The following is a 24,997-nucleotide window of genomic DNA, read 5'->3' as shown; positions in this document are numbered from 1 at the left end:
ACCAGCGATCGGATACCAATCAGAATAGTTATCTGGACATCTACTTATCCCGATTGGTATTACACTGGTCTGTGAATTTTACTATTAATTGCTATTTTAACATAGGCTTGAGGAATCGGGCAGTATGAGAGCTTTCGATGAGAGACACATCTTCTGGCGTGCCTTGAGCGATGATTTCACCACCTCCTTGACCACCTTCTGGTCCTAAATCCACAATCCAGTCCGCGGTTTTGATCACATCAAGGTTGTGTTCAATCACGACTACGGTGTTGCCATGGTCACGCAGGCGATGCAGCACCGTGAGTAATTGCTGAATATCGTGGAAGTGTAAGCCTGTTGTTGGCTCATCCAAAATGTATAGGGTTTTACCTGTATCTCGTTTAGACAGTTCACGAGCTAACTTGACACGCTGCGCTTCACCACCGGATAGGGTCGTCGCGGCCTGGCCTAAGCGAATGTAGGATAGACCCACATCCATTAAGGTTTGTAACTTGCGAGCAATCACGGGAACTGGGTCAAAGAACTCGCGTGCATCTTCGACAGTCATTTCCAGCACTTCATCGATTGTCTTGCCTTTGTAGCGAACTTCTAAGGTTTCGCGATTGTAACGCTTGCCCTTACATACATCACATGGCACATAAACATCTGGCAGGAAGTGCATTTCGACTTTAATCACCCCGTCGCCTTGGCAAGCCTCACAACGACCACCGCGTACATTGAAACTAAAGCGACCCGGCTTATAGCCACGAGAACGTGACTCTTGAGTTCCGGCAAATAATTCACGAATTGGGGTAAAAATACCTGTGTAGGTAGCTGGGTTTGAACGAGGTGTACGACCAATCGGGCTCTGGTCGATATCGATTACTTTATCAAAATGCTCCAACCCTTTAATCTTCTTATATGGCGCAGGCATAGCGGTCGTTGCACCGTTTAGCTGAGTATGGGCAATCTTAAAGAAAGTGTCGTTGATAAGGGTTGATTTACCTGAACCAGACACACCGGTAATACAGCTAAATAGACCGACTGGAATCTCTAAAGTGACATCTTTTAAGTTATTGCCTGAAGCGCCAATCAGCTCGACAACCTTCTTGCTGTCTTTAGGCGTACGATTACTTGGGATAGAGATTTCTTTTTTGCCGCTGAGATACTGTCCGGTTACTGAATTCGGGTTGGCAATAATCTCCTCCATTGTCCCTTCTGCAACCACGTTACCACCGTGGACGCCAGCGCCAGGGCCAATATCAATCACGTGATCAGCAATGCGAATGGCATCTTCATCATGCTCAACTACTAACACTGTATTGCCTAGGTCACGTAGGTGAGTCAGAGTTTTAAGTAGGCGTTCGTTATCTCGCTGATGTAGGCCGATTGAAGGCTCATCGAGAACGTACATCACACCAACCAGCCCTGCACCTATCTGGCTCGCAAGACGAATACGTTGAGCTTCACCACCAGATAAGGTCTCTGCACTGCGAGATAGATTTAGGTAGTTCAAGCCGACGTTAACCAGAAACTGCAGGCGATCATTGATCTCCTTCATTACTTTTTCGGCGATCTGAGCGCGTTGTCCTTCAAGTTGCAAAGAAGCAAAGAAGCCTAATGCGTCAGCAATGCTTAGCTCAACAATCTCGGGCAGTGTAGTATCACCAATAAACACATTACGTGCTTCTAGACGCAGGCGACTACCATCACAGCTAGAACAGGTTTTGGTCGAGATATATTTAGCCAAATCTTCACGCACTGCATTGGATTCAGTATCACGATAGCGGCGTTCGAGGGTATTCAATATCCCTTCAAATGGGTGACGTTTAACCCGAATGTCACCACGGTCATTGATGTATTTAAACTCAACTTCAGTACGTCCAGAGCCAGTCAGAATGACATCACGAATTTTCTTTGGCAGTGAGTTAAATGGCGCCTTAAGGTCGAAATCGTAGTGCTCTGCCAGAGAAGAGAGCATCTGGAAGTAGTAATAGTTTTTCTGGTCCCAGCCTCGGATTGCTCCTTCTGCTAGGCTCAATGAATCGTCGACGATCACTCGCGCAGGATCAAAGTACTGCTGAACACCAAGTCCATCACAAGTGTGGCAAGCACCAGCAGGGTTATTGAAGGAAAATAGGCGAGGTTCTAGCTCTTGCATGCTATAGCCACAGTGTGGACAAGCGAAGTTTGCAGAGAAGACGATTTCTTCTCCGTCACCGTCCATAGCAGCAACAACAGCAATACCGCCAGACAGCTCCAGTGCGGTTTCAAACGATTCGGCAAGACGCTGTTGAAGATCACCGCGCACCTTAAAGCGGTCGACAACCACTTCAATGGTGTGCTTTTTATGCAGTTCTAGCGTCGGTGGATCGGAAAGATCACAGGTTTCACCATCAATTCGCGCACGAATAAAACCTTGAGCTGCAAGATTTTCTAGTGTTTTGACGTGCTCACCTTTACGCTCCTTAACGATGGGAGCCAGTAGCATCATCTTGGCACCTTCTGGCAGCTCAAGTACTTTATCCACCATCTGAGAAACGGTTTGGGCAGCTAGTGGAACTTTGTGGTCAGGACAGCGTGGCTCACCAACACGAGCATAGAGTAGTCTTAGATAGTCGTAGACTTCAGTAATGGTACCAACGGTTGAGCGTGGGTTATGCGAGGTTGATTTCTGCTCTATTGAGATCGCTGGAGACAGGCCTTCAATATGGTCAACATCAGGTTTTTCCATTAAAGAGAGGAACTGGCGAGCATAAGCGGATAACGATTCGACGTAGCGACGTTGCCCTTCAGCATACAAGGTATCAAAAGCGAGTGATGACTTACCTGAACCAGATAGACCTGTAATCACGATCAACTTATCACGAGGTATGGTTACGTTAATATTTTTCAGGTTATGGGTGCGGGCACCGCGGACTTCTATCTGATCCATTCTCAACACTCTAGGTAACAACAAGTTGGCTAAGTATTACATAGTGTGAGAATTGTGCAAAGAAATACTGGATAAAAAAACAGTAAAGGAAAAGGCAGCGATTAGGCTGCCTTTAGAAGTGATTGCAATGTCTGAGTGGACTAAGCGTTTTCTTTGGTTGTCTTTTGTTTACCTAACTCAGATTTATGCGCGTCTTTTAAATACATGTTTTCGAAACAGTAGTTCGTCGCTTCGATATAACCCTCGACGCTACCACAGTCAAAGCGTTTTCCTTTGAATTTGTATGCCAATACGCAGCCTGCTTTCGCTTGTTTAAGCAACGCATCTGTAATTTGAATCTCACCACCTTTACCCGGTTCAGTGTTTTCGATCAGTTCAAAAATATCTGGAGTAAGGATATAGCGGCCAATGATGGCTAAGTTGCTTGGTGCTGTGCCTGGTTCTGGCTTTTCAACCATGTCATCGACGCGGAAGATGTCGTCTTTGATCATTTCACCTGAGATGACGCCGTATTTATGGGTCTCATTTTCTGGTACTTCTTGCACTGCGACAATGGAACAACGGAACTGCTTGAACAGTGCTACCATTTGCGCCAAGACCCCTTCTTGTTCGTTGACGCACAAGTCGTCTGCAAGTACGACAGCAAAAGGCTCATCGCCGACTAGCTCTTTGCCGGTCAAAATTGCATGGCCTAAGCCTTTCATCTCGCGCTGACGAATGTAGGTGAAGTTAGCACTCTCGATAATATCGCGAATATCGACTAGCAGTTCTTCTTTGTTGGTACCGCTGATCTGGTGCTCAAGTTCATAGTTCTTGTCGAAGTGATCCATGATTGAGTGCTTGCCACGGCCCGTCACAATACACATCCCATTCATGCCTGCTTGGATAGCTTCCTCGACGCCATATTCAATAAGCGGTTTGTTGACTACCGGCATCATCTCTTTTGGCATTGATTTGGTGGCTGGTAGGAAACGTGTACCGTAACCCGCTGCCGGAAACAGGCATTTTTTAATCATGATTCAACCCTTTGCTATAGATACTTATTCTTTAGTTGGCGCAACAATACCACATGGGAGGTGAATTGTTGATGAACGAGTATCTAGAAAAACAACCAAATATAACCTGGTTTTAGAATTAAGACATTGGCCGCATATGTTGTTTGGCCCAAGCGGCAGCCTGGACACGATTCTTGACGCTTAGTTTCTTAAAAACCTTCTGCAAGTGAGATTTAACGGTGAACTCACTGATAAACATATCGTCTGCGATTTGAGTGTTGGAAGCCCCAGACATTAAACAGCGCAAAATTTGCATTTCTCTAGTGGTTAAGTCGACGGTTGCGGGCGTGGTATGGGTGTCAACAACATTACGGTAGTGGAACAGTAACTGTGCCGTGACTTTTCTTGGCAACCAAGTTTCACCATTGATAACCCCTTCATATCCTTTGACGAGCTGCTCTATGTCTATATCTTGGTAGAAGACAGCTTTCAAATGACCAAATGCCAATAGCTCGTCTGTGGTCAAACGATGAGAGACATTAAAAATGATGGTTTCAAATGATTTGTCTGCCAAAGGGAGTTCACTAATCACGTTTTTAAGTTGGGTATATTCTTGGTAATCAATGATCAAGATGCGATGCTTATACTGCTGTAGGGCGAGTAACAAATCATCGGGTGCCATTGTCGGGATAGCGATCTCCATTTGTCTCTCTAAACGTTCAATGATTGGATTTACAGACTTGTTTTCTGTGAGAAAGTAAATAGTTCGTGCATAGATGTTTTTAGCCATAAGTCCCTCGTTACTGACATTGATTATGTTTTTATTTAGAGTGACTTAAAGGAGAATTATGTGCGAGTTGAGGTGCAAGCTTTGCGTTTTATTTCATATCATTCGGTAATTAACTAATTTCTCAATCTCGATAAGTTTTGAGTTTTCTCTAAAATTACGTCGCGCAGGATATAGCAAGATCTCGATTCTAGACATTGTAGCGACAGAGATTTGTACCGAGCGCAAAGCGTGTTATCCTATTGCGCTATTTCTTAATCAATACCAAAGTTAGACGGAGCGAAACATGGCTAGCCGTGGAGTTAACAAAGTTATTTTAGTCGGTAATCTGGGCTCTGACCCAGAAGTACGTTACATGCCAAGTGGCGGTGCTGTAGCCAATATTACTATCGCGACGTCTGAATCGTGGCGTGATAAAGCCACTGGCGAACAGCGTGAAAAAACGGAATGGCACCGTGTTGCACTATTCGGCAAGTTAGCTGAAGTTGCTGGTGAATATCTACGTAAGGGCTCTCAAGTTTACGTTGAAGGCCAACTTCAAACTCGTAAGTGGCAAGATCAAAGTGGTCAAGATCGCTACACAACAGAAGTTGTCGTTCAAGGCTTTAACGGCGTAATGCAAATGCTTGGTAGCCGTGCTCAAGGCGGAGCTCCAGGTCAAGGTATGGGCCAACAGCAGCAACCTCAACAAGGTGGATGGGGACAACCTCAGCAGCCTGCAATGCAGCATCAACCAGCTCAACAGCCGCAGTCACAACCACAACAAGCTCAGCCTCAGTACAATGAGCCGCCAATGGATTTTGATGACGACATCCCATTCTAAGTGTCTGTTATTGAAAAAAAGCCGCGCAAGTCGCGGCTTTTTTATATAGTAAATAGAGAGCTAAGGCTATTGTTGTCATCAGCTTCTGTTTATTACCAAGTTGATTGTTAGCCTCTTCAATATAAATAAACCGATTGTCTGTTTAGAAAAGGAATTCTCGATTCATGAGGTATACCCCTACCTTAAAGCTCAGTACTCGACTGGTTGCTTTTGTAACCATGATCGTTATTAGTGCAATGTTTATCCTTTTCTTAGGTGGCACCTTATCGTTTAAACGTCTTGGTCAAGAATATCTCGATCAATCTCTTAAAGGCATTGTGGAAGTGCTTGATAAAGAGATGGAAGATCCTGATGCCGCCTACTCGCTGCAAAGATGGATGCCTAAAATGCTTCAAGCGTCTAACATTGTTGAGATGGAACTGCTGTCCGAGTTTGGCGTGATTTACCGTTTTAAAGATACTTCGTCAAAAGTTGACACCGCATTGCTCTACGAAGCTGGGTATACGTTGGAGCGCAATCAAGGTTATCGGATACATTTCAAAGCGGTACCACCCTATATCGGTTATGGCTATTCAATCCAAGCTTTGTGGTCTATCACTCTAGCGGTTGCGTTTATCGTATTTTGCTTGGTGAGGGGGCTCAAATGGCTGAAAGAGCAGTTACATGGCTCCGAGCTACTGGAAGAGCGCGGGAGGATGATTCTCGCCGGAAGAGTAGAAGAGCATTCGGTTGGCGATGATAAAGAGTGGCCATTTACCGCAAGTCAGGCATTAGACCGACTTATTGAAGAGTTGCAAGATGCTCGCCAAGAGCGTAGCCGTTTCGATACCTTTATTCGTAGTCAGACGTTTCTTGATCAGCTAACCGGGGCGGCAAACCGAGTGTTGTTTGATAGCAAGTTAGAAGCGGCACTGTCTGAGCACGGTTCTCGTGGTGGAATACTAATTCTGCGGGTAGATGATTGGGAGCAAATTGAAGAAGACCACGATAAACAGGTAGCGAATGATTTCCTCATCAGTGTCGGTGAAGGGTTGAGTAATGTGATACAGCGTTACCCAGATGTGATCTTGTCGCGTTATTACAGCTCTGACTTTGCGATTTTCGCGCCAAACCTTTCGAGCAAAGAAGTCTCCAATGTGGCAGCCCAATGTCTCAAACAACTTGCTAAGTTAGCACCTCCTTCGCCGTTAGAAAGTGACAACTGGGTGCATATTGGTGTCAGTATGTACCGCGAAGGCGAAAGCCAAGGTCGGGTTCTTGATGAAGCTGAAACAGCATTGAAGAGTGCCCAGTTGCAACGAATCAATACTTGGAGTCGTTTTCAAAAACACGTTAATCAGGATGAAGAGCGCGGCAGTGTTCGTTGGCGCACGCTATTGGATGTCGCGCTACAACCTGATCAACTCTATATCTTTTCCCAGCCCTGCTATTTATTAGATAAACGCAATGAGCCCTCCGTCGAACATTTTGAACTGTTTGCGCGTATTAATGATCCCGAAAAAGGGGTTATAAAGGCTTCTCGTTTTAACTCAGCGGTTGAGTCTATTGGTTATGAGGCAACACTAGATAAAGCTGTGGTGAAAACAATAATTCGCCATATAAGACATTCAAATGATTCAAACAGTTACTCTATTAACCTGCATGTGATACCTTTTGCCGAACGGAGTTTCTTTAAATGGTTTCGTGATGAGTTGCTGCAACTGACTAGCGAGCAAAGAGCTAGGCTATCTTTTGAATTTGCTGAAGCTCGTTTGGTTAAACATTTAGATTATATTCGCCCGGTGGCAAAAATGATTACAGGCTTAGGCAGTCGTGTTGTTGTTGGTCAAGCAGGTCGTTCTATTGTGAGTACTCACTACCTAAAAGAGTTCCCTGTTAGCTACCTGAAGCTACACCGAAGTTTAATTAAGAGAATCGACCAACGTCATGAAAACCAGTTGTTCGTGCGCAGTTTACTCGGGGCATGTGCGGGACTAAAAACTCAGGTTATCGCCGTAGGTGTCGATAATAAGCAAGAGCACAGAACCATGCTTGAGCTTGGTGTTCACGGCATTCAAGGGCGATTTTTGGCGGCGGAGCAGCAGATGTTGCCTAAGCCAAAAGTAGTTGAGCGCAAAGAACCTATGCAGGTTAAGCAGAACAAAGTACAAATTGGACGCCGCAACCGTTGGCGCAAAGCGTAGATATAAAGATGAAGATTCAATCTTTGATAGGAAAGTTTAAAAGCAGCAATCAGGCTACGGCAGGAGTTTGTGTCGTGGTGCAACCTAGTGCGCTTTTTTTCTCTGCTTCAGCAGACTTCTCCTTGCCAACCCAAGTGGCAATTGAAGGTATATCATGGCAAGAGGCGCTACTTAAAACCTTACGTGACGCGAATATTGCCAACATCTCGTTAAAAGTGGTTTTGCACGCCAATATTTATCAAACCTTCCAACTTGATAAGCCCAACATTCCCGCTGAAGAACTGAAAAGTGCACTGCCGTTCCTGGTTAAAGATCTGATCAGTGAGAAGGTCACAGAGATCGTTGCCGATTCTGCCCCTACCACTGTCAACAACAAGCTTCAGGTTTACGTTTTGCAACGCGCAGTGGTTGTTGGGCTTTATGAGTCTTTGCAAGCACTCAAAATAGAGTTATCAGAAGTATTAGTTGAAGACGAAGTTTGGGGACACTCCGCAGGGGATATGACGACCTTCTTGCTACTGCAAAGAAGTAAGCAAGGGTCATTTCGTATTAGCGCGTTTGTTGACTCTCAATGTGCTTTTCAAAGGACGATTCGTGGTGTTGTAGCCCCCTTGACGGGTATGGCGGCTAGCGCGCTACAACTTGATAGTCTTGCTCTAGAGCTGCAGCGTTCCATTGATTATCTCTCCTCCCAGATGCGGGGGGCTTCACTGCACCAGTTACAAGTATGTTGTGATGAGGAAGAGCAGCAACAACTAATACAGAACTTGGGCGATAGCCTAAGTGTAAAAGTCGCCGCGCTTGCCGATGTGGAACAAGAATCTGGTGCTGTGCTAGCGGAAAGTGCTAATAAGCTAGAGCAAGCGGAAATTAACTTATTTCCTGATGACTTAAAGCCGAGCAAAGAGTATTTCACTTTGCAAAACGTAGCGCTGGGTTGGCTTGTCACGGCGCTAATGTTAGGGCTAGGTTATGCCGGACTAAAATATCAGCACAGTCAAATGGACTCTGAGCTTAAAAACTATTTGTCGCAAGAAGCTGAGTTTAAGCAGCAGGCTGAGAGCTTGACTCAACGTGTCGCTCAGCATAAACCGACACCCGCAAAAGTTGCCGCAGTCGCTAGACTTAAGCTAGAGATAGAGGCTAAGCGTAATTCATTGCAAGCGGTTGGCGAGTTCGATGACTCACAACAATTGGGTTACTCAGGGGTGATGCGCTCGTTAGCTCAACTTGGTCGTAATGATATTTCATTAAACTCCATCACCATTAATGCCACTCAATTGGACTTGCATGGCTTAGCGCGTGAAGCGAAAGCCATACCAAACTGGGTCAATCAGTTCAAAACCGAGTTGAACCTTGTTGGGCGAACGTTTGAAAAGCTAAAAATTGGCCGCAATGAGCAGAACATCATTACCTTTGAGCTTAAGACTACTGAGCAGGAGAGTAAATAATGCAGCAGTACTGGCAGCAGTGGTGTGATCGATTTGTCCAACTAAGCGCGAGAGAAAAGGGCTTAATCACAGTCTGTGGTTTTGTGATTATTATCCTTGGGTTGCTGACATTGCTGATTGAACCTGCTTTTGAGCAAAACCGAGCAACCTCACAGCGCATTACCTCGACTAAGCTTAATGTGCAGCGCTTAGAAGCAGATATCTTGCTGATGACCGCAAAGTTGCAAAAAGATCCAGACCAAGAGCTGAATCAAGAGTACAAACAGCTGATGGTAGAGAGCCAAGAACTGTCAACTCAATTGGCTGCGATTGTCGAAAACCTGATTGCGCCGAGTCAAATGGCTCAGCTATTGGAACAAGTACTGGCAGACTCTAAAGGTTTGCACTTAGTCTCTTTAGAGTCTCAAACGGCAGAGCCTATCGTCAGCAATGAAAGCAGTTCAAATTTGGCCAGTTACTATGTACACCCTGTCAGATTAGAGCTGACGGGGAAGTATTTTGCCATTGTCGACTATTTAGAGGCGCTCGAAGCGTTACCAGTAAAATATTATTGGCGCAGCTTTCATTACTCGGTTGAAGAGTACCCAACAGCGCGTTTAGTGCTTGAGGTGTATACCTTAGGAACAAGGCAGGAGTTTATTGGTGGTTAGAACAATCGTTATGTTGCTTACTGTTGGGCTCTCTCTTAATGTCATAGCATCCCAAGACCCAACCGCACCACTGGGCTGGCAGAGCCCTCAGCAGAGCAAATCAACAATAGTAAAGCGTAAGCCAGTGCCTAAGCTACAAAGTATCGTCTGCGAGGAAGCGGGAGGGTGTAGCGCCATTATCAATGGTCAGGTTGTACTTGCTGGAGAGCAAGTGAACGGCTACAAAGTGAGTCAAATAAAACCAGAAGTTGTGACCTTAGTTAGAGGTGGCAAGCAGTGGAAATTAAATCTCTTCTCTCTGGAAGTGAAACAGTAAGGTCAGTGGAAACGTATGCGTAAACTCGCGATAGCAATTACGATTACAAGCTTATTAGCCGGTTGTGCGATGGGACATCGAGATCCTGTCGAGGCGAAAGGTGCAATTAATCAAGCGATTAACGAAAACAATAGCCGTACTCTAGAGACGCTGCCACCTTCGGTTGAAGCTGATCTTATGCCTGAACTTAGCGGTGATGAGACAGCGGTGTCTAAGACCATTAAGCGTTTTAGGATTAAAGCCAACGGTGTTGATGCTAAAGCCTTTTTCGCCAGCTTAGTCAAAGGCACTCAGTACAGTGCGGCCATCCACCCCAATGTTAGTGGCAATATCACCGTTAATCTAAATGACGTCTCTTTAGATGAAGTGTTATCGGTCGTACAAGATATGTATGGCTATGACATCGACAAAGTAGGCAATGTCATTCAGATTTATCCTGCGGGTCTTAGAACGGTGACCATTCCAGTCGACTATCTACAGTTTAAACGCGCGGGTCGCTCCCTCACTTCTATCTCGACAGGGACAATCACTAACACGGATAACAATTCGTCTAATTCAAACTCGTCAAACACGACATCATCGTCGAACTCTAATTCGAACAACCGCAGCAGCAACAATGTGAAGGGCGGAACTGAGATTGAAACAACCAGTGAAAGTGATTTTTGGCCTCAGTTAGAAACGGCAGTCGCACAGTTGATTGGATCAGGTGACGGCCAAAGCGTGGTCGTCACTCCACAAGCCAGTGTGATTACAGTGCGAGCTTTCCCGGATGAAATTAGAGAAGTACGTAACTTTTTGGGTGTATCTCAGCAGCGTATGCATCGCCAAGTAATTTTGGAAGCGAAAATTTTGGAAGTCACATTGAGTGACGGCTATCAGCAAGGGATCAACTGGTCAAAAGCATTCTCATCTAACGGCACCAATTACTCACTCGGCCAGGGCTCGATTGTTAAGAATGCCGCTGGTGCTATCGTGCCGGCTACGCTACCAGGGCTAGACTCAATTGGCACTTTATTGGGTGGTCAGTCGAACTTGGTGATTTCTAGTGGCAGCTTCGAAGCGGTACTGAGCTTTATGGCAACGCAAGGTGATTTGAATGTACTTTCAAGCCCACGAGTGACAGCTTCCAACAACCAAAAAGCGGTTATAAAAGTCGGTACAGATAGTTACTTTGTGACTGATTTTTCATCCAATACCGATACCAGTACTTCGTCGACCAATACCTCGACAGATGTTGAACTGACTCCTTTCTTTTCCGGTATCTCTCTTGACGTTACGCCGCAAATTGATGATCAAGGCAATGTCTTACTGCATGTTCATCCTGCGGTCATTGATGTGAATGAAGAGCGCAAAGAAATCAGCTATGGCAATACCAACCTAACGCTACCTCTAGCAACCAGTTCGATCCGTGAGTCGGATTCAGTGATTCGTGCTCAAGATGGCGATGTGGTTGTGATTGGTGGTTTGATGAAATCCAACACCTTTGATCAAGTATCGAAAGTGCCATTTTTAGGTGATGTACCAGCATTGGGGCACTTATTCCGTAACACGACTAAGTTAACTCAAAAAACGGAACTGGTTATTTTGCTTAAGCCTTCAGTGGTCGGCGTTAACACATGGCAGAAAGAGCTTGAGCGCTCGCGAGATCTATTACAAGAGTGGTTCCCTGACGAGCAGTAGTCACTATGTACCTTGAGCACTTTGGCCTTGAAAGTTTACCTTTTCATCTCACCCCAGATACCGAGATGTTTCTGGGGTTAGCGCCACATTATGAGGCGATTCAAATGGTTAACTCGGCGCTAGAGATGGGCGAAGGCGTGATCAAAGTGACAGGTGAGGTCGGTACTGGCAAAACCATGATTTGCCGCGTACTGGTTAAGTACTTTAAACCGAGTGTACAACTGGTTTTTGTGCCGAATCCTGCCTTGAATGGTAGCCAGTTACGTTTAGCCGTGGCAAGTGAGCTGGGTCTTGAGGCTGATAATGAAGCGACGATTGTGGATGAAATTCAAAAGCGCCTGATTGAACTCAAAAGAGAGCAAAAACAGGTGGTGGTTTTAGTCGATGAAGCGCAGGCATTGAGTGATGACGCATTAGAAGTGCTTAGATTGTTTGGCAACCTAGAAACAGAGCAAGAAAAACTGCTGCAGATCATCTTGCTTGGTCAGCCTGAACTAGATAAACGTTTAGCTAGTCATCACCTAAGGCAGTTCCGTCAGCGAATTACCTTCAGTGCCAAATTGCGTGGGCTAACTTTAGATGAGTGTGTCGCTTATATCGAGAGTCGCTTGAAAAAAGCCGGCGGCAGCGAGAATCTTTTTTTGCTCTCGCACAAAAAGGCAATCTGGCGGGCAAGTAAGGGTTATCCACGTCTGATTAACCAGATTTGCCATAAAGCGCTGCTACTGGCGAGCGGCGACAAACAAGATCAGGTAGCGAATGGTCATTTGTTCGATGCGATTCATGACACTTACGACAGTAGTAAACCGAAATTTAAGAGCCCGCTGTTATGGGGGTGGAGTTAAAGCATGAGTGCGATTAATAGTGCGCTGTCACAACTAGCCGATGACAAGTCCAACTTGGCCAACAAGGGTATTTGCAAAGCGAATGTGCAGCCAGTAAAGCAAAGAGCCGTATTGCCATGGGTGGTAGGAAGCTTCACGCTAAGCTTGGCGGTTGGTGGCTGGGCGCTCTCGCAACAAGCGCCTTCAGAGGTGGTTGTTAGCTCTATCACTCCTACTGACAGCCTGAAACAAGCTGTGGTATCCCCTACGACAAAAGTTGCTGTTGTCGACCAACCTGTTTATCAAACATTAGTAGAAGAGGATGTTTCCCCTCGCTCGAAAACCGCTTCATCGGGTCAACCTCAAGCTAAGCAACAAGCCAAACCGGTTGTGATTGCTAAAGCGGTCACAAGTACACCTGCTTCGATTTCAGAGCCTGCAGCCACTCAAGGTGAAGTGGTGATAGAGCAAGTTGAGTTGACGCCTGAGCAGCTGTCAGCCAAAGCCCAAGAACGGGCGAAAAAGGCGCTCGATAGCAATAACCTCACCGATGCGCTTAATCACTACGCCGAGTCACTGCGTTATACGCCAGCGAATAAACAGGTAAGAAAACGCCTCGCTGCCCTTTACTATGGAAAGGGCGAAGTACGCAAGGCCGCAGATCTTCTGCAAAAGGGGATTGCATTAGACAGCGATGACTCTACTCTGCGCCTCTCTTTAGCCAAAATGTTGATGAAAGAGCAACAAAACGCGGTAGCGCTAACGGTATTAAGCACACTCCCAAATTTAGTTCCCGTTGAGTATCTCTCTCTTCGCGCGGCACTGGCGCAAAAAGAGAAACAAGATCAATTGGCGTTGCAAAGCTACCAACAGCTTGTTCAACGAGAACCTGAAAGTGGACGCTGGTGGATGGGATTAGGCATTCAACAAGAGCGCGCATTTCAGTTAGCGGATGCCAAATCATCTTATTCACAAGCCTTAACGAAGCTGGGTCTATCTAACCAATCGCAACAGTTTATACGTGACCGAATTTCTTTGATTGAGAGCTTAGAGGAGCAGCCGAGTGAAAATTAAACTAAGAAAACGTCTCGGCGACTTACTGGTTGAAGAAGGTATTATTACCGAGCAGCAAGTAGAACAGGCACTTAGCGCGCAAAAATCTACAGGCAGAAAACTAGGGGCAACACTGATAGAGCTCGGAGCTTTGACTGAGCATCAGATGTTGTCATTTTTGTCTCAGCAGCTTGATATCCCATTGATTGATCTCAGTCGAGCTGATGTCGATGTTGAGGCTGTGCAGCTTCTTCCTGAAGTACATGCTAGACGGCTGAGAGCATTAGTGATTGGCCGCCATATGGATACTTTACGCGTTGCGATGAGTGATCCGGCTGATCTATTTGCGCAAGAAGCTTTGTTAGGTCAGCTTGCTCAATATGGTATTGAATTTGTGATCGCACCTGAAAACCAATTAGTGGAAGGGTTCGATCGCTATTATCGCCGTACCAAGGAAATTGCCTCTTTTGCTGAGCAGTTACAGGCTGAGCACCAAGTCACTGAAGCTTTTGATTTCAGTATTGAAGATGACGATAGCGAAGAAGTAACAGTTGTTAAGCTGATTAACTCTTTGTTTGAGGATGCGATTCAAGTTGGAGCATCAGATATTCATATTGAACCCGATTCGAATGTATTGCGCTTACGTCAGCGTATAGATGGTGTTTTACACGAGACACTGCTTAACGAGGTTAATATTGCCTCTGCGTTGGTATTGCGCTTGAAGTTGATGGCCAATCTGGATATTTCAGAAAAGCGCTTGCCGCAAGATGGGCGCTTCAATATTCGCTCAAAAGGTCAGTCGGTTGATATTCGTATGTCGACTATGCCTGTTCAGTATGGCGAATCGGTAGTAATGCGTCTGCTTAACCAATCTTCAGGCGTACGTAAGTTAGAAGAGTCGGGCATTCCTTCTCATTTGCTTGATAAATTAAGACGTCAGCTACGCCGTCCGCACGGTATGATTTTGGTGACTGGGCCAACGGGCTCTGGTAAAACCACCACACTCTATGGCGCATTGAGTGAGCTTAATGAGCCTGGCAAAAAGATTATTACCGCAGAAGATCCTGTCGAATATCGACTGCCACGTGTTAACCAAGTACAGGTTAACCCTAAAATTGATCTTGATTTCTCAACGGTACTGAGAACCTTCCTCCGACAAGACCCGGATATCATTCTTGTTGGTGAGATGCGTGACCAAGAGACGGTCGAAATTGGTTTACGAGCGGCGCTTACAGGTCACTTAGTATTAAGTACTTTACACACTAATGACGCGATTGATAGCGCGCTACGCATGATGGATATGGGTGCTCCGGGATATCTGGTTGCAAGTGCCGTGCGTGCAGTTGTTGCACAACGACTGGTACGTAAAGTTTGTCCTGACTGTAAAACTGAAGAGCAGCTTGACGATGCAAGAGTGCAGTGGCTTGCCCAACGTTTCCCAAATCAAGTCGGGGCGAGCTTTGTTAAAGGCCGCGGTTGTCAGAACTGCAATCTAACCGGATACCGAGGTCGAATTGGTGTATTTGAGATGCTTGAGCTTGAACAAGATATGATGGACATGCTGCGAGCCAATGATGCGGTCGGTTTTTCTCAGGTAGCGCGTCAGTCACCAAACTATAAACCTCTGCTAGCATCAGCGATGGAGTTAGCTTTGCAGGGGACGGTGAGCCTAAGTGAAGTGATGAGTCTCGGTGAAGGTGATTCATCTGGTCACATACAAGCGATTTACATCTAAGGTAAGCGATGAAGAGTTTTCGATACCAAGGACGAAATCTTGATGGCAGTGCGGTTTCAGGGCAGCTAGAAGCCCCCACTCAAGAAGCCGCAGCAGAGCAGCTAATGAGCAAAGGTATTATTCCGATTAATATCTCGGCGCATAGTGGCAAAAGCCCTTTGAATCTTGATCTTAAGGCGCTGTTCACGCCAGCGATTCCTTTAGAGGTGTTGGTGATTTTCTGTCGTCAGCTGTATAGCTTGACCAAAGCAGGTGTTCCTCTGCTGCGATCTATGAAAGGCTTGAGCCAAAATAGCGCCAATAAACAACTGCAATCGGCGCTCGAGGATGTGACTCAAGAACTGACTAATGGTCGCAGCCTGTCGGCCTCAATGCAGTTATTCCCCAAGGTGTTTAGCCCGCTGTTTGTTTCTATGATCCACGTTGGTGAAAATACCGGTCGATTGGATCAAGCGCTACTGCAATTGGCGAACTACTATGAACAGGAAGTAGAGACGCGTAAACGAATAAAAACCGCAATGCGTTATCCGACATTTGTTATCTGCTTTATTGTCATTGCACTGTTTATTCTTAACGTCAAAGTGATTCCGCAGTTTTCCAGTATGTTCTCTCGTTTTGGCGTTGATCTTCCTTTGCCAACTCGCATATTGATCACGACCTCAGAGTTTTTTGTCAATTACTGGGTGATGATGGTGGCAGGAATTGTGGCGGCTTTGTTTGGTTTTCGGGCTTGGTTAAGTACCGAAAATGGAAGAGAAAAGTGGGATAAGTTTCGTTTACGAATGCCTGTAGTGGGCGAGCTGATAAACCGTGCCCAGTTGTCACGCTTTTCTCGTACCTTTGCCCTGATGCTTAAGGCGGGGGTTCCACTAAACCAATCTTTGGCGCTCTCAGCGGAAGCTCTCGGCAATAAATTTCTAGAGAACAGGCTTATAGAGATGAAGTCCTCGATTGAAGCGGGCGGAACCATCTCCTCAACAGCAATAAACAGTGGTGTGTTTACCCCGCTAGTTATTCAGATGATCAGTGTCGGTGAAGAGACGGGGCGCATCGATGAGCTGCTATTAGAAGTGGCGGATTTCTACGACCGCGAAGTCGATTATGATTTGAAAACGCTAACTGCACGGATCGAACCTATCTTGCTTGTGATTGTGGCGGGTATGGTTTTGATTCTGGCTCTAGGTATCTTCCTACCAATGTGGGGAATGTTAGATGCCATTAAAGGCTAATGTGTGATCAGTTATATAGAGCGCTCACGGCTAGCGATTTGGTTACTGGTTATTGTCTGTTTGATTATGAGCTTTATGCTGGTGTGGCAAAGCGTGGTGAAAGAGGCTAATCAATCGGCTTTTTTGCTCGCGAGTCAAAGAATTGTTGAGCGAGCAAGCTACTATAAACAGCAGTGGTTGTTATCTGGTCAACAAAATGAGATAACCATTGAAGGTCGTACGTTGAACTATACTAGTATGGGGTGGATTAAACCTTTGGGTGAAGCACAGCATGTAGATTGCTTATTGTGGCTTGACACTTTATACCCGCAACATGAAGTTTTAGGTAATCAGCCCGTTGCGATTGAAAACAAAACGATAGCGAACAATTATCACTGTGATTATCTGTATAGTAATGACAGATTGATTTCTATCACTTTGATGGATAATAGGTTTATAGCTAAGACGGGTTTCTTAGCTCAGTAGAGTTATTGACACTCTCAATATAGCGAATTAGTACAATTTCCGTATAATGCACTGTACATAACGGTAGGTGATAAATATATGTCAAACAAACAGTCTGGTTTCTCACTAGTTGAGCTCGTAGTGGTTATCGTGGTGGTTGGCCTACTCGCTGTTGCTGCCTTACCGCGTTTCTTAGATGTGACGGATGAAGCGAAAAAAGCCAGTGTTGAAGGTGTCGCAGGTGGCTATGCGACAGGGGTACTCTCTGCACGAGCACAGTGGGAAGCGGAAGCAAGACCTTCTGTGACCATTGATTCCGTTGTACGAAATACGGTAAATTATGATGGTGTTAAGTTTTGGCTGACCAGTACCAGTCAATCTGGCGGTAACTATAGAGATGGTTACCCATTTGCAATTAACACCAATGATACTAATTTCCCTACCGCATTAACTGACACAATTTGTGTTGAGCTGATGGAGAACTTACTGCAAAACCCACCTAAAGTGGGCACGGTAACTCAGGCTCAAGCGGATTCTAATATTAAGTATTCAGCACAAGCTGATAACGCTCAATCTACTTGCACTTATATCCAGCGAGAAGGTAACAGTGAACATCAGTTTGTTTATGAAATTGAAACTGGTCGTGTGACCGTAACTTTGCAGTAGTTCTGCAGCCCACAACATAGAGAGATTTTTACTATGAAAAGACAAGGCGGTTTCACCCTAATTGAACTAGTGGTGGTAATTGTTATTCTAGGTATTCTTGCAGTGACTGCAGCACCGAGATTTTTAAACATTCAAGATGATGCGCGAATTGCTACCCTTGAAGGACTAGCTGGTGCAATGCAAGGTGCGGCAGGTATAGTTTACGGTAAGTCTGCTATTGAAGGAACTGAAGCTACTTCAAGTGCATCAGTGACTATGAGTGGTCAAACAATCAATACTACATTTGGGTACCCTAAAGCCACAGATGCTGATCTATCGGGAATTGTTACCGGTTTGGGTACTAACGAAGATTTTCAGCACATTAAAGCTTATACGGTCGCTAGTGCCGCTGCTTCTTCTTTTGGTATTCCTAATTATGCTACTAACTGTGTTCAGTATATTGAAGCGACAAATGCAAATACGGCTGCAAACGTTTCAGTGATAAGCGGTGCAAACTGTACCAACTAAGTTTAAATAGAGGCCAGCAAACGCTGGCCTTTTTCTTTTCTAAAAGACACCTCTAAGCTCTTCTCATAAATCCTTAAAAAACAACAGCTCTAACCTTATCTGTTATATACTGACTTTAAGTATACGTCCCACGGTAACTGGTTATGGCTAGGCCAAAAGTCTCTGGTTTTACATTGATTGAACTGATCGTCGTTATATTATTAGTGTCGATAGTGTCGGTTTATGCTGCCAGCCGTTATTCTGGCCGCTCTGGTTTCTCTCCTTTTGCTGCGCAAGAGCAAGTGATCTCCGTTATTCGCCAAGTTCAAGTGAATCGCATGCAGTCGAATGTTGATATGGATGCAATTAGCGGTAATACCAATTTTACCCTTAGTCTGCTAGGTAACTGTATTGGCTCCCAAGCAGCTTGTGCTACACGTGACGATGGGCGTAGTGATTGGGTGTCTCTCAATGATGTATCTTTCACTTCCAATGTTGGCGCTCTGGTTAATTTTGATTTGCTAGGCAATCCTGATGGCGTCGCAACTCCGATTAATATACAAATGACCTCGACTGACGGCACTTGTGTTGCTGTACAAATCAATGCAGTAGGTTACGTTTCACCTGCGGGGAGCTGCTAATGACTCAAGCGCGCGGGTTTACACTAATCGAAAGCATTGTTGTCATTGTGGTGATGGGTATTGCCATGCTAACCATTACTAGCTTTTTAGTCCCCCAAGTGTCGCGCAGTGCTGACCCACATTACCAAACGCGAGCCGCTGCCATGGGGCAAAGCGTAATGACACAGATTTTGGCGCGTAAGTTTGATGAAAATAGTGGTGATCAAGGTGGTATACCGCGTTGTTCATCAAGTGATACTGGCGCTGAAGATTGCTCTGGGCCTGGAGCCGCAAGAGCCTTTGGTATAGACACCGATAAAGGTGAAACCAACAACAACCCTAATGCTTATAACGATGTTGATGATTTTCATGGCTGCTGGGAGCCTTTGGCAACTAATGGGTGTCGTGATCTAAACCTATTAGTCGGTGGAAATAGTTACCTTAACTTTCGAGTCGATGTTGATGTTACATATGCGGTAACGAACCAACTTAAACGAATCCGCCTTACGGTGAGTGCTTCTAATCAAACACCGATCGTGCTTTTTGCTTACCGAGGGAACTACTGATGAAAGTGAAAGGTTTTACTTTAATCGAAATGGTTGTGGCCTTGATTGTCGGCGCGATCTTAGTGCTTGGTATTGCCGGTTTTGTTGAGCTCGGTGCTCGCGGTTACAGCGATACGGTTGATAGACAGCGGCTACAGACTCAAGCCAAGTTTATTCTTGAAAAGATGTCTCGTGAAGTGCGCCATGCGGTGCCCAATATGCTCAATAGTGACTTAGCGATTCCTCAGGCAACTAGCTGTATTTCCTTCTTTCCTATTGTCGAGTCAGGCTTTTACGCCCTCTCAGGGGCGGATATTCAGTTTGTCGTTGGGCGTAACGGTGTAACTGTCGCTAACATTAATACACTCAATATGGTGATTAACCCAACTCAGGCTAACCCCACTACTAATGTGTTTGCGTTAACCAATGTCAGCAGTGCGAGTAATACTTTTATATTGCCAGATGCAGCCGCTTCAATCGCTGGTGGTTCAATATCCAATCGCCATTACATCTATAACCCCAATGGAATGGTCAACTATTGTTTGGTTGCGGGTCAGCTACGCCGCAGTGTGAGTGGGGCTAGCGCGTTACCACTATCGGATTCTGGTATAACAGGAGCGCTGACTTATACGCCTGCAACCGTGCAGAACAATGGTATCGTCCAGGTGAATATGACTTTCAACAATGCAGCTGGTGATGAATCAACTAACTTTATACAAGAGATACAGGTGTTAAATGTCCCGTAATAAACAACAGGGTAGTTTATACATAGTCATTATCTTTGTATTGGTAGTGATGGGTTTTCTAGCCTCCACACTGAGCCAGATTAGTTGGTCGAACAGTGACAGTCATGTCAAAGATGTTGTCGGTACTCAGGCCGCGCTGTTAGCACACTCGGGGAATGAGTGGGCGCTAGAACGTATCTATGGAAATACAAGTACCAACTCAGTCAGCACGGAATGTGCCGCTATTAATGGGGTAAGTGTGAATGCGTTTGATACCACGGTTAACTGCCAAGATGTACAGGTGAGTTGTCAGGCGCGTGGAGGGCAATTGGCGGACGGAACGCAAATGTACGTGGTCAGTTCAACCGCGATATGTGGCACTGGTATTGACCAAATGCAGCGCAACCAAGAAGTATGGATCAGGGAGTGAGTATGCGATTCGTGCGGTTTATTTTACTCTTATTAGTAGGTGTACTAGCTTCATCTACGGTATTTGCAGCATGTTCAGTAAAAGGGCAAAAAGACTTTACGGCTTCATTCTCCGTAACTGCTTCAAATAACGTTCAATTTTTTGACATCTGGCAGGGTAAAAAGTTTTATAGATTGTGGTACACGGGTGCTGAGCAATCGGATTCACGTTATATATTTAATGATCAAACGTTAGTAAATGGAAATACCTATGAGATACGAATCACTTATGACTCTTCTCAATCTTGGCTCAGCTACTATCGAAATAGTGGGAGTGGATGGTCTTTAATTGAACAAAAGCAGCAAGCAATTAAAAATGGCAACCATTGGGCGTCTAACTCAAGTGGTATTGGTAATGTAGAATGCGATGAGTCAGTCAATCCTCCTCCATTTGAAGTTAATATTTGTGATTATGTTCCAGATGGCTTACAAACCAACCAATATGCTAACTCACCTAAACGAGCACATGGCGCAATGTTCATGTCAGGCAGTGATAACAAAATTTATCCTCTAAGCAACGACCCTAAGTATTCTTTTGGAATAATTGACCAATCAAGCAGTAACATATGTGTTTTCCCTGATGGAGGTTCCGGAACCTGTAGCTTTGATGCATCTAAAATACACAATACGTTGCCTATGCCTACTCCGAATTATAGTCATGGTAATGATGATCTAACCTGTGATGAAGATGACGTCTGTGACTTAGATAGTGGTTACCATAAAGATATAATTATTAAAGAAGACGCTACTCTGAGACTTTCAGGGGGAGAGTACTGGTTAAATGAGCTTAAGTTTGCAGAAGAAGATGCGAAATTGGAGGTCTTGGCACCAAGTATTGTCCACTATAAAAAAATCCACTTTGAAAAACCTGGAGTGAAGATAAATGAAGGTGGTAGTCCTCACAACCTGTTGTTTATTGGTCATGGCCAAGATGCCAGTATAAGAATGGAAGATGATGAAGGCGAAGACTATAAAATCAAGGCCTTTTTCTATATCGACCCTAGTGCGAGCTCTGGTTTTAACCTTGGGGGTGAGGACGTTGAAATTTACGGAGGTATTACAGCGCACAGTATTTTTATTAGTGGTGAGGACAACAAAATCCACCCTCTGAGTTGTAACCCTCAGCCGACCCCAGAAGTGTCTTCAATCGTAATTAAGCCGTTTAACTATCACCTAACGTGTGAATCAACGCCGAATAATATTGTTGAAGTCCATATGCTAGATAGCAATGGTGCTCCAGTTTCAGGTTTGACGCCAACACTAACACAAGAAAACGGTTCGAATCTTAATATCACTTATATCTCTGAAGCGAATGGTATAGCTAAGTTCAGAGTCACGACCAATACGACTTCAAGCATTGGTAACTACGACCTAAAAGCGAGTCTAACCACTGGCGGAAAGACCTTTACTGATACCGATAAGATTAAGTATGTTCCCTACAAGTTTGAAGTCGATGACCAGTACGTGACTGCTGGAAAGAACTATAAAATACCTGTGAAAGTTAAAGCGTGTAGCAGCAGTGGGCAGCTAATTACACTAGGGTATGCAGGTAGCCCAACAGCCACGTTCAATTATCAAAGACCTACTTCTGCTGCGGTTGTCTCTGGTGATTTGAGCTTTATTGCTAACCTGACCAATTCAAACCGACAGGCCGATATCAATTTTAAAGAGTCTGGACAGATACGTGTCACCATTACCGATAATAGCTTTGTCTGTAATGATGTTCGTTGCCCCGTTGAAGGTGGGGCGCTGAAGGGGCAATTTGATGTTTACTCTCGACCTTGGAAGATTGCCATTTGTGATGTAAAGGAAACGGGTGGCAGTAACAAAGCGAACCCAGCAACGACCACAGGTTCCCCGGGCTTTGTGCCAGGAGGAACGGGATTCTCTGCCACTTATAAACCCATCACACATGGTGATTCCAATGTAGGAGTGAGCGATGAGTGTAATTACTTGTTAACCGGCAACTATAGCCTGGATAATGGCCCTCTCAACTTAGCTTACAGTGTTAGTTATCCAACGACCAGCCCGCAAATCGGAACTGTCACGCCAAGTGTGATCCCTAATTTTAGCAGCGGTAGTGAGACGCAGACGATCAACCATTCATGGACCGAGGTTGGGACATTGAGTCTTCAAACTAGCGCCTCGTACCTCACAATGAGTGTCGATCCTGATACGCAGAACGTTGGGCGTTTCTATCCGAAATACTTCCAAGTGATTAATACGCCAATCTGGAATTACCCTGGGGTTGGAGCGAGTGAGCAAAACTTTGCTTATATGAATCAGCCATTCAATGGCGTTGAGTTTTATGTAGAAGCCCTGAACCTACAGGGTAACTCGGTACAAAACTACGGCAACTTTGTTGCTAGTAATACCGCGGGTTTTGCCTTGTATGAAGCTAACCCTACCTACACCAGTCGTTTTCATTCAGGGACGCCTAGTAAGGCTTGGGCGGTGAGTTCGAACAAGAGTATTGGTACCTTCAAACTAGAGGAAAACTCGCCTTCGACCACCTGTGCGGATGAATTGTGCTGGGCCAAAGCGACGCCTGTTAATGGCTATGAAGATGGACCATTCAATACATCTGGCGGTACTGCTTCGACTATTTCTATTGACGCAGTGAGTGGCAACGCCGACCCTATTGATTATCAATCAAGTGGGCAACCAAGATTGCTGACAAGCCAACCTATTATTTATTTTGGTCGCGCTGTGCTCGATAGTATCGGCGGAGTGGCAAGCAGTACTATGAACATTCCACTCAGAATTGAGTTCTGGAATGGTTCAGGCTTTGTTACCCATAGTGGTGATGATACGACTAACATAGCGGGCGTCAATGTGGTTAGTGATAACCGTACTATTTGGGTCGATAACGGCTCTACACCGGCGAATGTTAACTTAGCGGCTGGCGGTGTGGTTACTGATGGCGCATCTAATTCCATTACGGTTTCACAGTCTGCGGCTGTTGCGGCTGTCAGACAACAAACGCAAGTGTGGTTAGATTTGCACAGAGGAGCAAATATCGTCCCTTGGCTACGATACCGTTGGCAAGACGCTAATCGAACTGAAGTCAATGGGGAAGAAGATCCTTCTACCGTTGTTACTTTTGGTATTTTCCGTGGTAATGATCGAGTGATTTTCCGCGGTGAATCTGGATTAACCGGCCAGTAATTTTTGTCATTTTTTTGCCTATCGTTAGGAATCTGTTAGAAATTGCGTGTTTCAGCCCATGTTTACACTTCAATGCCTTGCTGTGACGGCAAGGCATTGGTACATTTAGTGCAATTTTCTATCTTCTAATTCTTTCAGGACGAGCGAAGAATATGTTCAAAAAACTTCGTGGCATATTTTCTAATGACCTATCAATCGATTTAGGTACTGCCAACACACTTATCTACGTTAAAGGACAGGGTATCGTTCTTGACGAGCCTTCAGTAGTAGCCATCCGCCAAGACCGTAACCGCGCAGGTAAAAGCGTAGCCGCTGTTGGTCATGCTGCTAAACAAATGTTGGGTCGTACTCCGGGGAACATCTCTGCTATCCGTCCAATGAAAGATGGCGTTATCGCTGACTTCTACGTGACTGAAAAAATGCTGCAGCATTTCATCAAGCAAGTACATGACAACAGCGTACTAAAACCAAGCCCTCGCGTATTGGTTTGTGTTCCTTGTGGTTCAACTCAAGTTGAGCGCCGTGCAATTCGCGAATCTGCACTGGGTGCAGGCGCGCGTGAAGTTTACTTAATTGATGAGCCTATGGCGGCGGCTATTGGTGCAGGCTTACGCGTATCAGAGCCGACTGGTTCTATGGTGGTCGATATCGGTGGTGGTACTACTGAAGTCGCGGTTATCTCACTCAACGGCGTGGTTTACTCATCTTCAGTTCGTATCGGCGGTGACCGCTTTGATGAAGCGATCATCAACTATGTTCGTCGTAACTACGGCAGCTTGATTGGTGAAGCGACAGCTGAAAAGATCAAGCACGAGATTGGCTCTGCTTATCCAGGCGATGAAGTAGAAGAGATCGAAGTACGCGGTCGTAACCTAGCTGAAGGTGTGCCACGTAGCTTTAGCCTAAACTCAAACGAAATCCTAGAAGCGCTGCAAGAACCACTAACAGGTATTGTGTCTGCGGTAATGGTTGCATTAGAGCAATGTCCACCAGAGCTAGCATCTGATATTTCAGAAAACGGTATGGTACTGACTGGTGGTGGTGCACTGCTTAAAGATCTTGATCGTCTACTAACAGAAGAAACAGGCATTCCTGTTGTTATCGCTGAAGATCCACTCACGTGTGTTGCTCGTGGTGGCGGTAAGGCGCTTGAGATGATCGACATGCATGGCGGCGATCTATTTAGCGAAGAGTAATTTGAATGATCTTGGCCTAGTGCCAAGATTGGCAAGATA

The 24,997-nt window shown here is 45.3% G+C and carries 22 protein-coding genes; 19 read left to right on the top strand and 3 right to left on the bottom strand.

The annotated features are described in order from the left end of the window. Positions 1 to 91: 91 nt before the first annotated feature. From uvrA to IX91_RS13215, 3 genes are all read right to left on the bottom strand, one after another. A complete protein-coding gene (uvrA, locus tag IX91_RS13225; protein ID WP_004747181.1) occupies positions 92 to 2,914 on the bottom strand; it encodes an excinuclease ABC subunit UvrA in 2,823 nt (940 codons plus the stop codon). 140 nt (positions 2,915 to 3,054) lie between these two features. Beyond that, positions 3,055 to 3,930: a UTP--glucose-1-phosphate uridylyltransferase GalU gene (gene galU, locus IX91_RS13220; protein ID WP_004747183.1), complete on the bottom strand. Its 876-nt coding sequence runs from the start codon at positions 3,928 to 3,930 to the stop codon at positions 3,055 to 3,057. Between the two features lie 118 nt (positions 3,931 to 4,048). Then, positions 4,049 to 4,699: a LuxR C-terminal-related transcriptional regulator gene (locus tag IX91_RS13215; RefSeq protein WP_004747184.1), complete on the bottom strand. Its 651-nt coding sequence runs from the start codon at positions 4,697 to 4,699 to the stop codon at positions 4,049 to 4,051. A gap of 283 nt (positions 4,700 to 4,982) precedes the next feature. Here IX91_RS13215 and IX91_RS13210 point away from each other — a divergent pair, with 283 nt between their 5' ends. The 19 genes from IX91_RS13210 to IX91_RS13120 all read left to right on the top strand — a co-directional run bounded on the left by IX91_RS13210 (position 4,983) and on the right by IX91_RS13120 (position 24,958). After that, the gene (locus IX91_RS13210) at positions 4,983 to 5,519 is read left to right on the top strand and encodes a single-stranded DNA-binding protein (protein ID WP_004747186.1); all 537 of its coding nucleotides are present in this window, start codon (positions 4,983 to 4,985) and stop codon (positions 5,517 to 5,519) included. Between the two features lie 164 nt (positions 5,520 to 5,683). Continuing rightward, complete coding sequence (csrD, locus tag IX91_RS13205; RefSeq protein WP_004747187.1) at positions 5,684 to 7,702, top strand: RNase E specificity factor CsrD; 2,019 nt, start codon at positions 5,684 to 5,686, stop codon at positions 7,700 to 7,702. Between the two features lie 8 nt (positions 7,703 to 7,710). Further along, entirely contained in the window at positions 7,711 to 9,153 is a 1,443-nt protein-coding gene (locus tag IX91_RS13200; protein ID WP_004747190.1) for a hypothetical protein, read from the top strand. After that, on the top strand, positions 9,153 to 9,803 hold the full coding sequence (locus tag IX91_RS13195; protein ID WP_004747192.1) for a type II secretion system protein M: 651 nt from the start codon (positions 9,153 to 9,155) through the stop codon (positions 9,801 to 9,803). The genes IX91_RS13200 and IX91_RS13195 overlap by 1 nt, the downstream gene beginning before the upstream one ends. Positions 9,804 to 9,813: 10 nt before the next feature. Further along, positions 9,814 to 10,119 (top strand): MSHA biogenesis protein MshK, encoded by a 306-nt coding sequence (locus IX91_RS13190; protein ID WP_408068356.1) that lies wholly within the window; start codon positions 9,814 to 9,816, stop codon positions 10,117 to 10,119. 15 nt (positions 10,120 to 10,134) lie between these two features. After that, entirely contained in the window at positions 10,135 to 11,799 is a 1,665-nt protein-coding gene (gene mshL / locus IX91_RS13185) for a pilus (MSHA type) biogenesis protein MshL (RefSeq protein ID WP_004747196.1), read from the top strand. A gap of 5 nt (positions 11,800 to 11,804) precedes the next feature. After that, a complete protein-coding gene (locus IX91_RS13180) occupies positions 11,805 to 12,644 on the top strand; it encodes an ExeA family protein (protein ID WP_004747198.1) in 840 nt (279 codons plus the stop codon). A 3-nt stretch (positions 12,645 to 12,647) separates the two neighbouring features. Further along, positions 12,648 to 13,697, top strand: coding sequence for a tetratricopeptide repeat protein (locus IX91_RS13175; protein ID WP_004747200.1), 1,050 nt, complete (start codon positions 12,648 to 12,650; stop codon positions 13,695 to 13,697). Then, on the top strand, positions 13,687 to 15,411 hold the full coding sequence (locus IX91_RS13170; RefSeq protein ID WP_004747202.1) for a GspE/PulE family protein: 1,725 nt from the start codon (positions 13,687 to 13,689) through the stop codon (positions 15,409 to 15,411). Before IX91_RS13175 ends, IX91_RS13170 begins: the two co-directional genes overlap by 11 nt. An 8-nt stretch (positions 15,412 to 15,419) precedes the next feature. Continuing rightward, positions 15,420 to 16,640 carry a type II secretion system F family protein gene (locus IX91_RS13165; protein WP_004747203.1) on the top strand — a complete coding sequence of 407 codons (1,221 nt, stop codon included), beginning with the start codon at positions 15,420 to 15,422 and terminating at the stop codon, positions 16,638 to 16,640. A gap of 3 nt (positions 16,641 to 16,643) precedes the next feature. After that, positions 16,644 to 17,105 carry a hypothetical protein gene (locus IX91_RS13160; RefSeq protein ID WP_004747205.1) on the top strand — a complete coding sequence of 154 codons (462 nt, stop codon included), beginning with the start codon at positions 16,644 to 16,646 and terminating at the stop codon, positions 17,103 to 17,105. A gap of 78 nt (positions 17,106 to 17,183) precedes the next feature. After that, on the top strand, positions 17,184 to 17,750 hold the full coding sequence (locus IX91_RS13155) for a prepilin-type N-terminal cleavage/methylation domain-containing protein (RefSeq protein WP_004747206.1): 567 nt from the start codon (positions 17,184 to 17,186) through the stop codon (positions 17,748 to 17,750). Between the two features lie 33 nt (positions 17,751 to 17,783). Beyond that, positions 17,784 to 18,257 carry a type II secretion system protein gene (locus IX91_RS13150; RefSeq protein WP_004747208.1) on the top strand — a complete coding sequence of 158 codons (474 nt, stop codon included), beginning with the start codon at positions 17,784 to 17,786 and terminating at the stop codon, positions 18,255 to 18,257. A gap of 143 nt (positions 18,258 to 18,400) precedes the next feature. Continuing rightward, a complete protein-coding gene (locus tag IX91_RS13145) occupies positions 18,401 to 18,877 on the top strand; it encodes a type II secretion system protein (protein ID WP_004747209.1) in 477 nt (158 codons plus the stop codon). Beyond that, positions 18,877 to 19,422, top strand: a complete 546-nt coding sequence (locus tag IX91_RS13140) for a type IV pilus modification PilV family protein (RefSeq protein ID WP_004747211.1) — start codon at positions 18,877 to 18,879, stop codon at positions 19,420 to 19,422. Before IX91_RS13145 ends, IX91_RS13140 begins: the two co-directional genes overlap by 1 nt. Then, positions 19,422 to 20,147 carry a PulJ/GspJ family protein gene (locus IX91_RS13135; RefSeq protein WP_004747213.1) on the top strand — a complete coding sequence of 242 codons (726 nt, stop codon included), beginning with the start codon at positions 19,422 to 19,424 and terminating at the stop codon, positions 20,145 to 20,147. The genes IX91_RS13140 and IX91_RS13135 overlap by 1 nt, the downstream gene beginning before the upstream one ends. After that, positions 20,137 to 20,556 carry a hypothetical protein gene (locus IX91_RS13130; RefSeq protein WP_004747215.1) on the top strand — a complete coding sequence of 140 codons (420 nt, stop codon included), beginning with the start codon at positions 20,137 to 20,139 and terminating at the stop codon, positions 20,554 to 20,556. The genes IX91_RS13135 and IX91_RS13130 overlap by 11 nt, the downstream gene beginning before the upstream one ends. A 2-nt stretch (positions 20,557 to 20,558) precedes the next feature. Beyond that, positions 20,559 to 23,762: a DUF6701 domain-containing protein gene (locus IX91_RS13125; protein ID WP_004747217.1), complete on the top strand. Its 3,204-nt coding sequence runs from the start codon at positions 20,559 to 20,561 to the stop codon at positions 23,760 to 23,762. A 152-nt stretch (positions 23,763 to 23,914) separates the two neighbouring features. Next, positions 23,915 to 24,958, top strand: a complete 1,044-nt coding sequence (locus tag IX91_RS13120; protein ID WP_004747218.1) for a rod shape-determining protein — start codon at positions 23,915 to 23,917, stop codon at positions 24,956 to 24,958. Positions 24,959 to 24,997: the final 39 nt, after the last annotated feature.

This window comes from Vibrio tubiashii ATCC 19109, assembly GCF_000772105.1.
GTDB classification, from domain to species: Bacteria; Pseudomonadota; Gammaproteobacteria; order Enterobacterales; family Vibrionaceae; genus Vibrio; species Vibrio tubiashii.
This window is presented reverse-complemented; position numbering and strand designations above follow the sequence as displayed.

Excerpts from the sequence above, each read along its gene's own strand:
- IX91_RS13210 (WP_004747186.1), top strand. The coding sequence starts at position 4,983 with ATGGCTAGCCGTGGAGTTAACAAAGTTATTTTAGTCGGTAATCTGGGC.
- IX91_RS13150 (WP_004747208.1), top strand. The coding sequence starts at position 17,784 with ATGAAAAGACAAGGCGGTTTCACCCTAATTGAACTAGTGGTGGTAATT.
- IX91_RS13195 (WP_004747192.1), top strand. The coding sequence starts at position 9,153 with ATGCAGCAGTACTGGCAGCAGTGGTGTGATCGATTTGTCCAACTAAGC.
- IX91_RS13120 (WP_004747218.1), top strand. The coding sequence starts at position 23,915 with ATGTTCAAAAAACTTCGTGGCATATTTTCTAATGACCTATCAATCGAT.
- csrD (WP_004747187.1), top strand. The coding sequence starts at position 5,684 with ATGAGGTATACCCCTACCTTAAAGCTCAGTACTCGACTGGTTGCTTTT.
- mshL (WP_004747196.1), top strand. The coding sequence starts at position 10,135 with ATGCGTAAACTCGCGATAGCAATTACGATTACAAGCTTATTAGCCGGT.
- IX91_RS13155 (WP_004747206.1), top strand. The coding sequence starts at position 17,184 with ATGTCAAACAAACAGTCTGGTTTCTCACTAGTTGAGCTCGTAGTGGTT.
- IX91_RS13145 (WP_004747209.1), top strand. The coding sequence starts at position 18,401 with ATGGCTAGGCCAAAAGTCTCTGGTTTTACATTGATTGAACTGATCGTC.
- IX91_RS13215 (WP_004747184.1), bottom strand. The coding sequence starts at position 4,699 with ATGGCTAAAAACATCTATGCACGAACTATTTACTTTCTCACAGAAAAC.
- IX91_RS13200 (WP_004747190.1), top strand. The coding sequence starts at position 7,711 with ATGAAGATTCAATCTTTGATAGGAAAGTTTAAAAGCAGCAATCAGGCT.
- IX91_RS13135 (WP_004747213.1), top strand. The coding sequence starts at position 19,422 with ATGAAAGTGAAAGGTTTTACTTTAATCGAAATGGTTGTGGCCTTGATT.
- IX91_RS13140 (WP_004747211.1), top strand. The coding sequence starts at position 18,877 with ATGACTCAAGCGCGCGGGTTTACACTAATCGAAAGCATTGTTGTCATT.
- IX91_RS13175 (WP_004747200.1), top strand. The coding sequence starts at position 12,648 with ATGAGTGCGATTAATAGTGCGCTGTCACAACTAGCCGATGACAAGTCC.
- galU (WP_004747183.1), bottom strand. The coding sequence starts at position 3,930 with ATGATTAAAAAATGCCTGTTTCCGGCAGCGGGTTACGGTACACGTTTC.
- IX91_RS13180 (WP_004747198.1), top strand. The coding sequence starts at position 11,805 with ATGTACCTTGAGCACTTTGGCCTTGAAAGTTTACCTTTTCATCTCACC.
- IX91_RS13130 (WP_004747215.1), top strand. The coding sequence starts at position 20,137 with ATGTCCCGTAATAAACAACAGGGTAGTTTATACATAGTCATTATCTTT.
- IX91_RS13165 (WP_004747203.1), top strand. The coding sequence starts at position 15,420 with ATGAAGAGTTTTCGATACCAAGGACGAAATCTTGATGGCAGTGCGGTT.
- uvrA (WP_004747181.1), bottom strand. The coding sequence starts at position 2,914 with ATGGATCAGATAGAAGTCCGCGGTGCCCGCACCCATAACCTGAAAAAT.
- IX91_RS13125 (WP_004747217.1), top strand. The coding sequence starts at position 20,559 with ATGCGATTCGTGCGGTTTATTTTACTCTTATTAGTAGGTGTACTAGCT.
- IX91_RS13190 (WP_408068356.1), top strand. The coding sequence starts at position 9,814 with ATGTTGCTTACTGTTGGGCTCTCTCTTAATGTCATAGCATCCCAAGAC.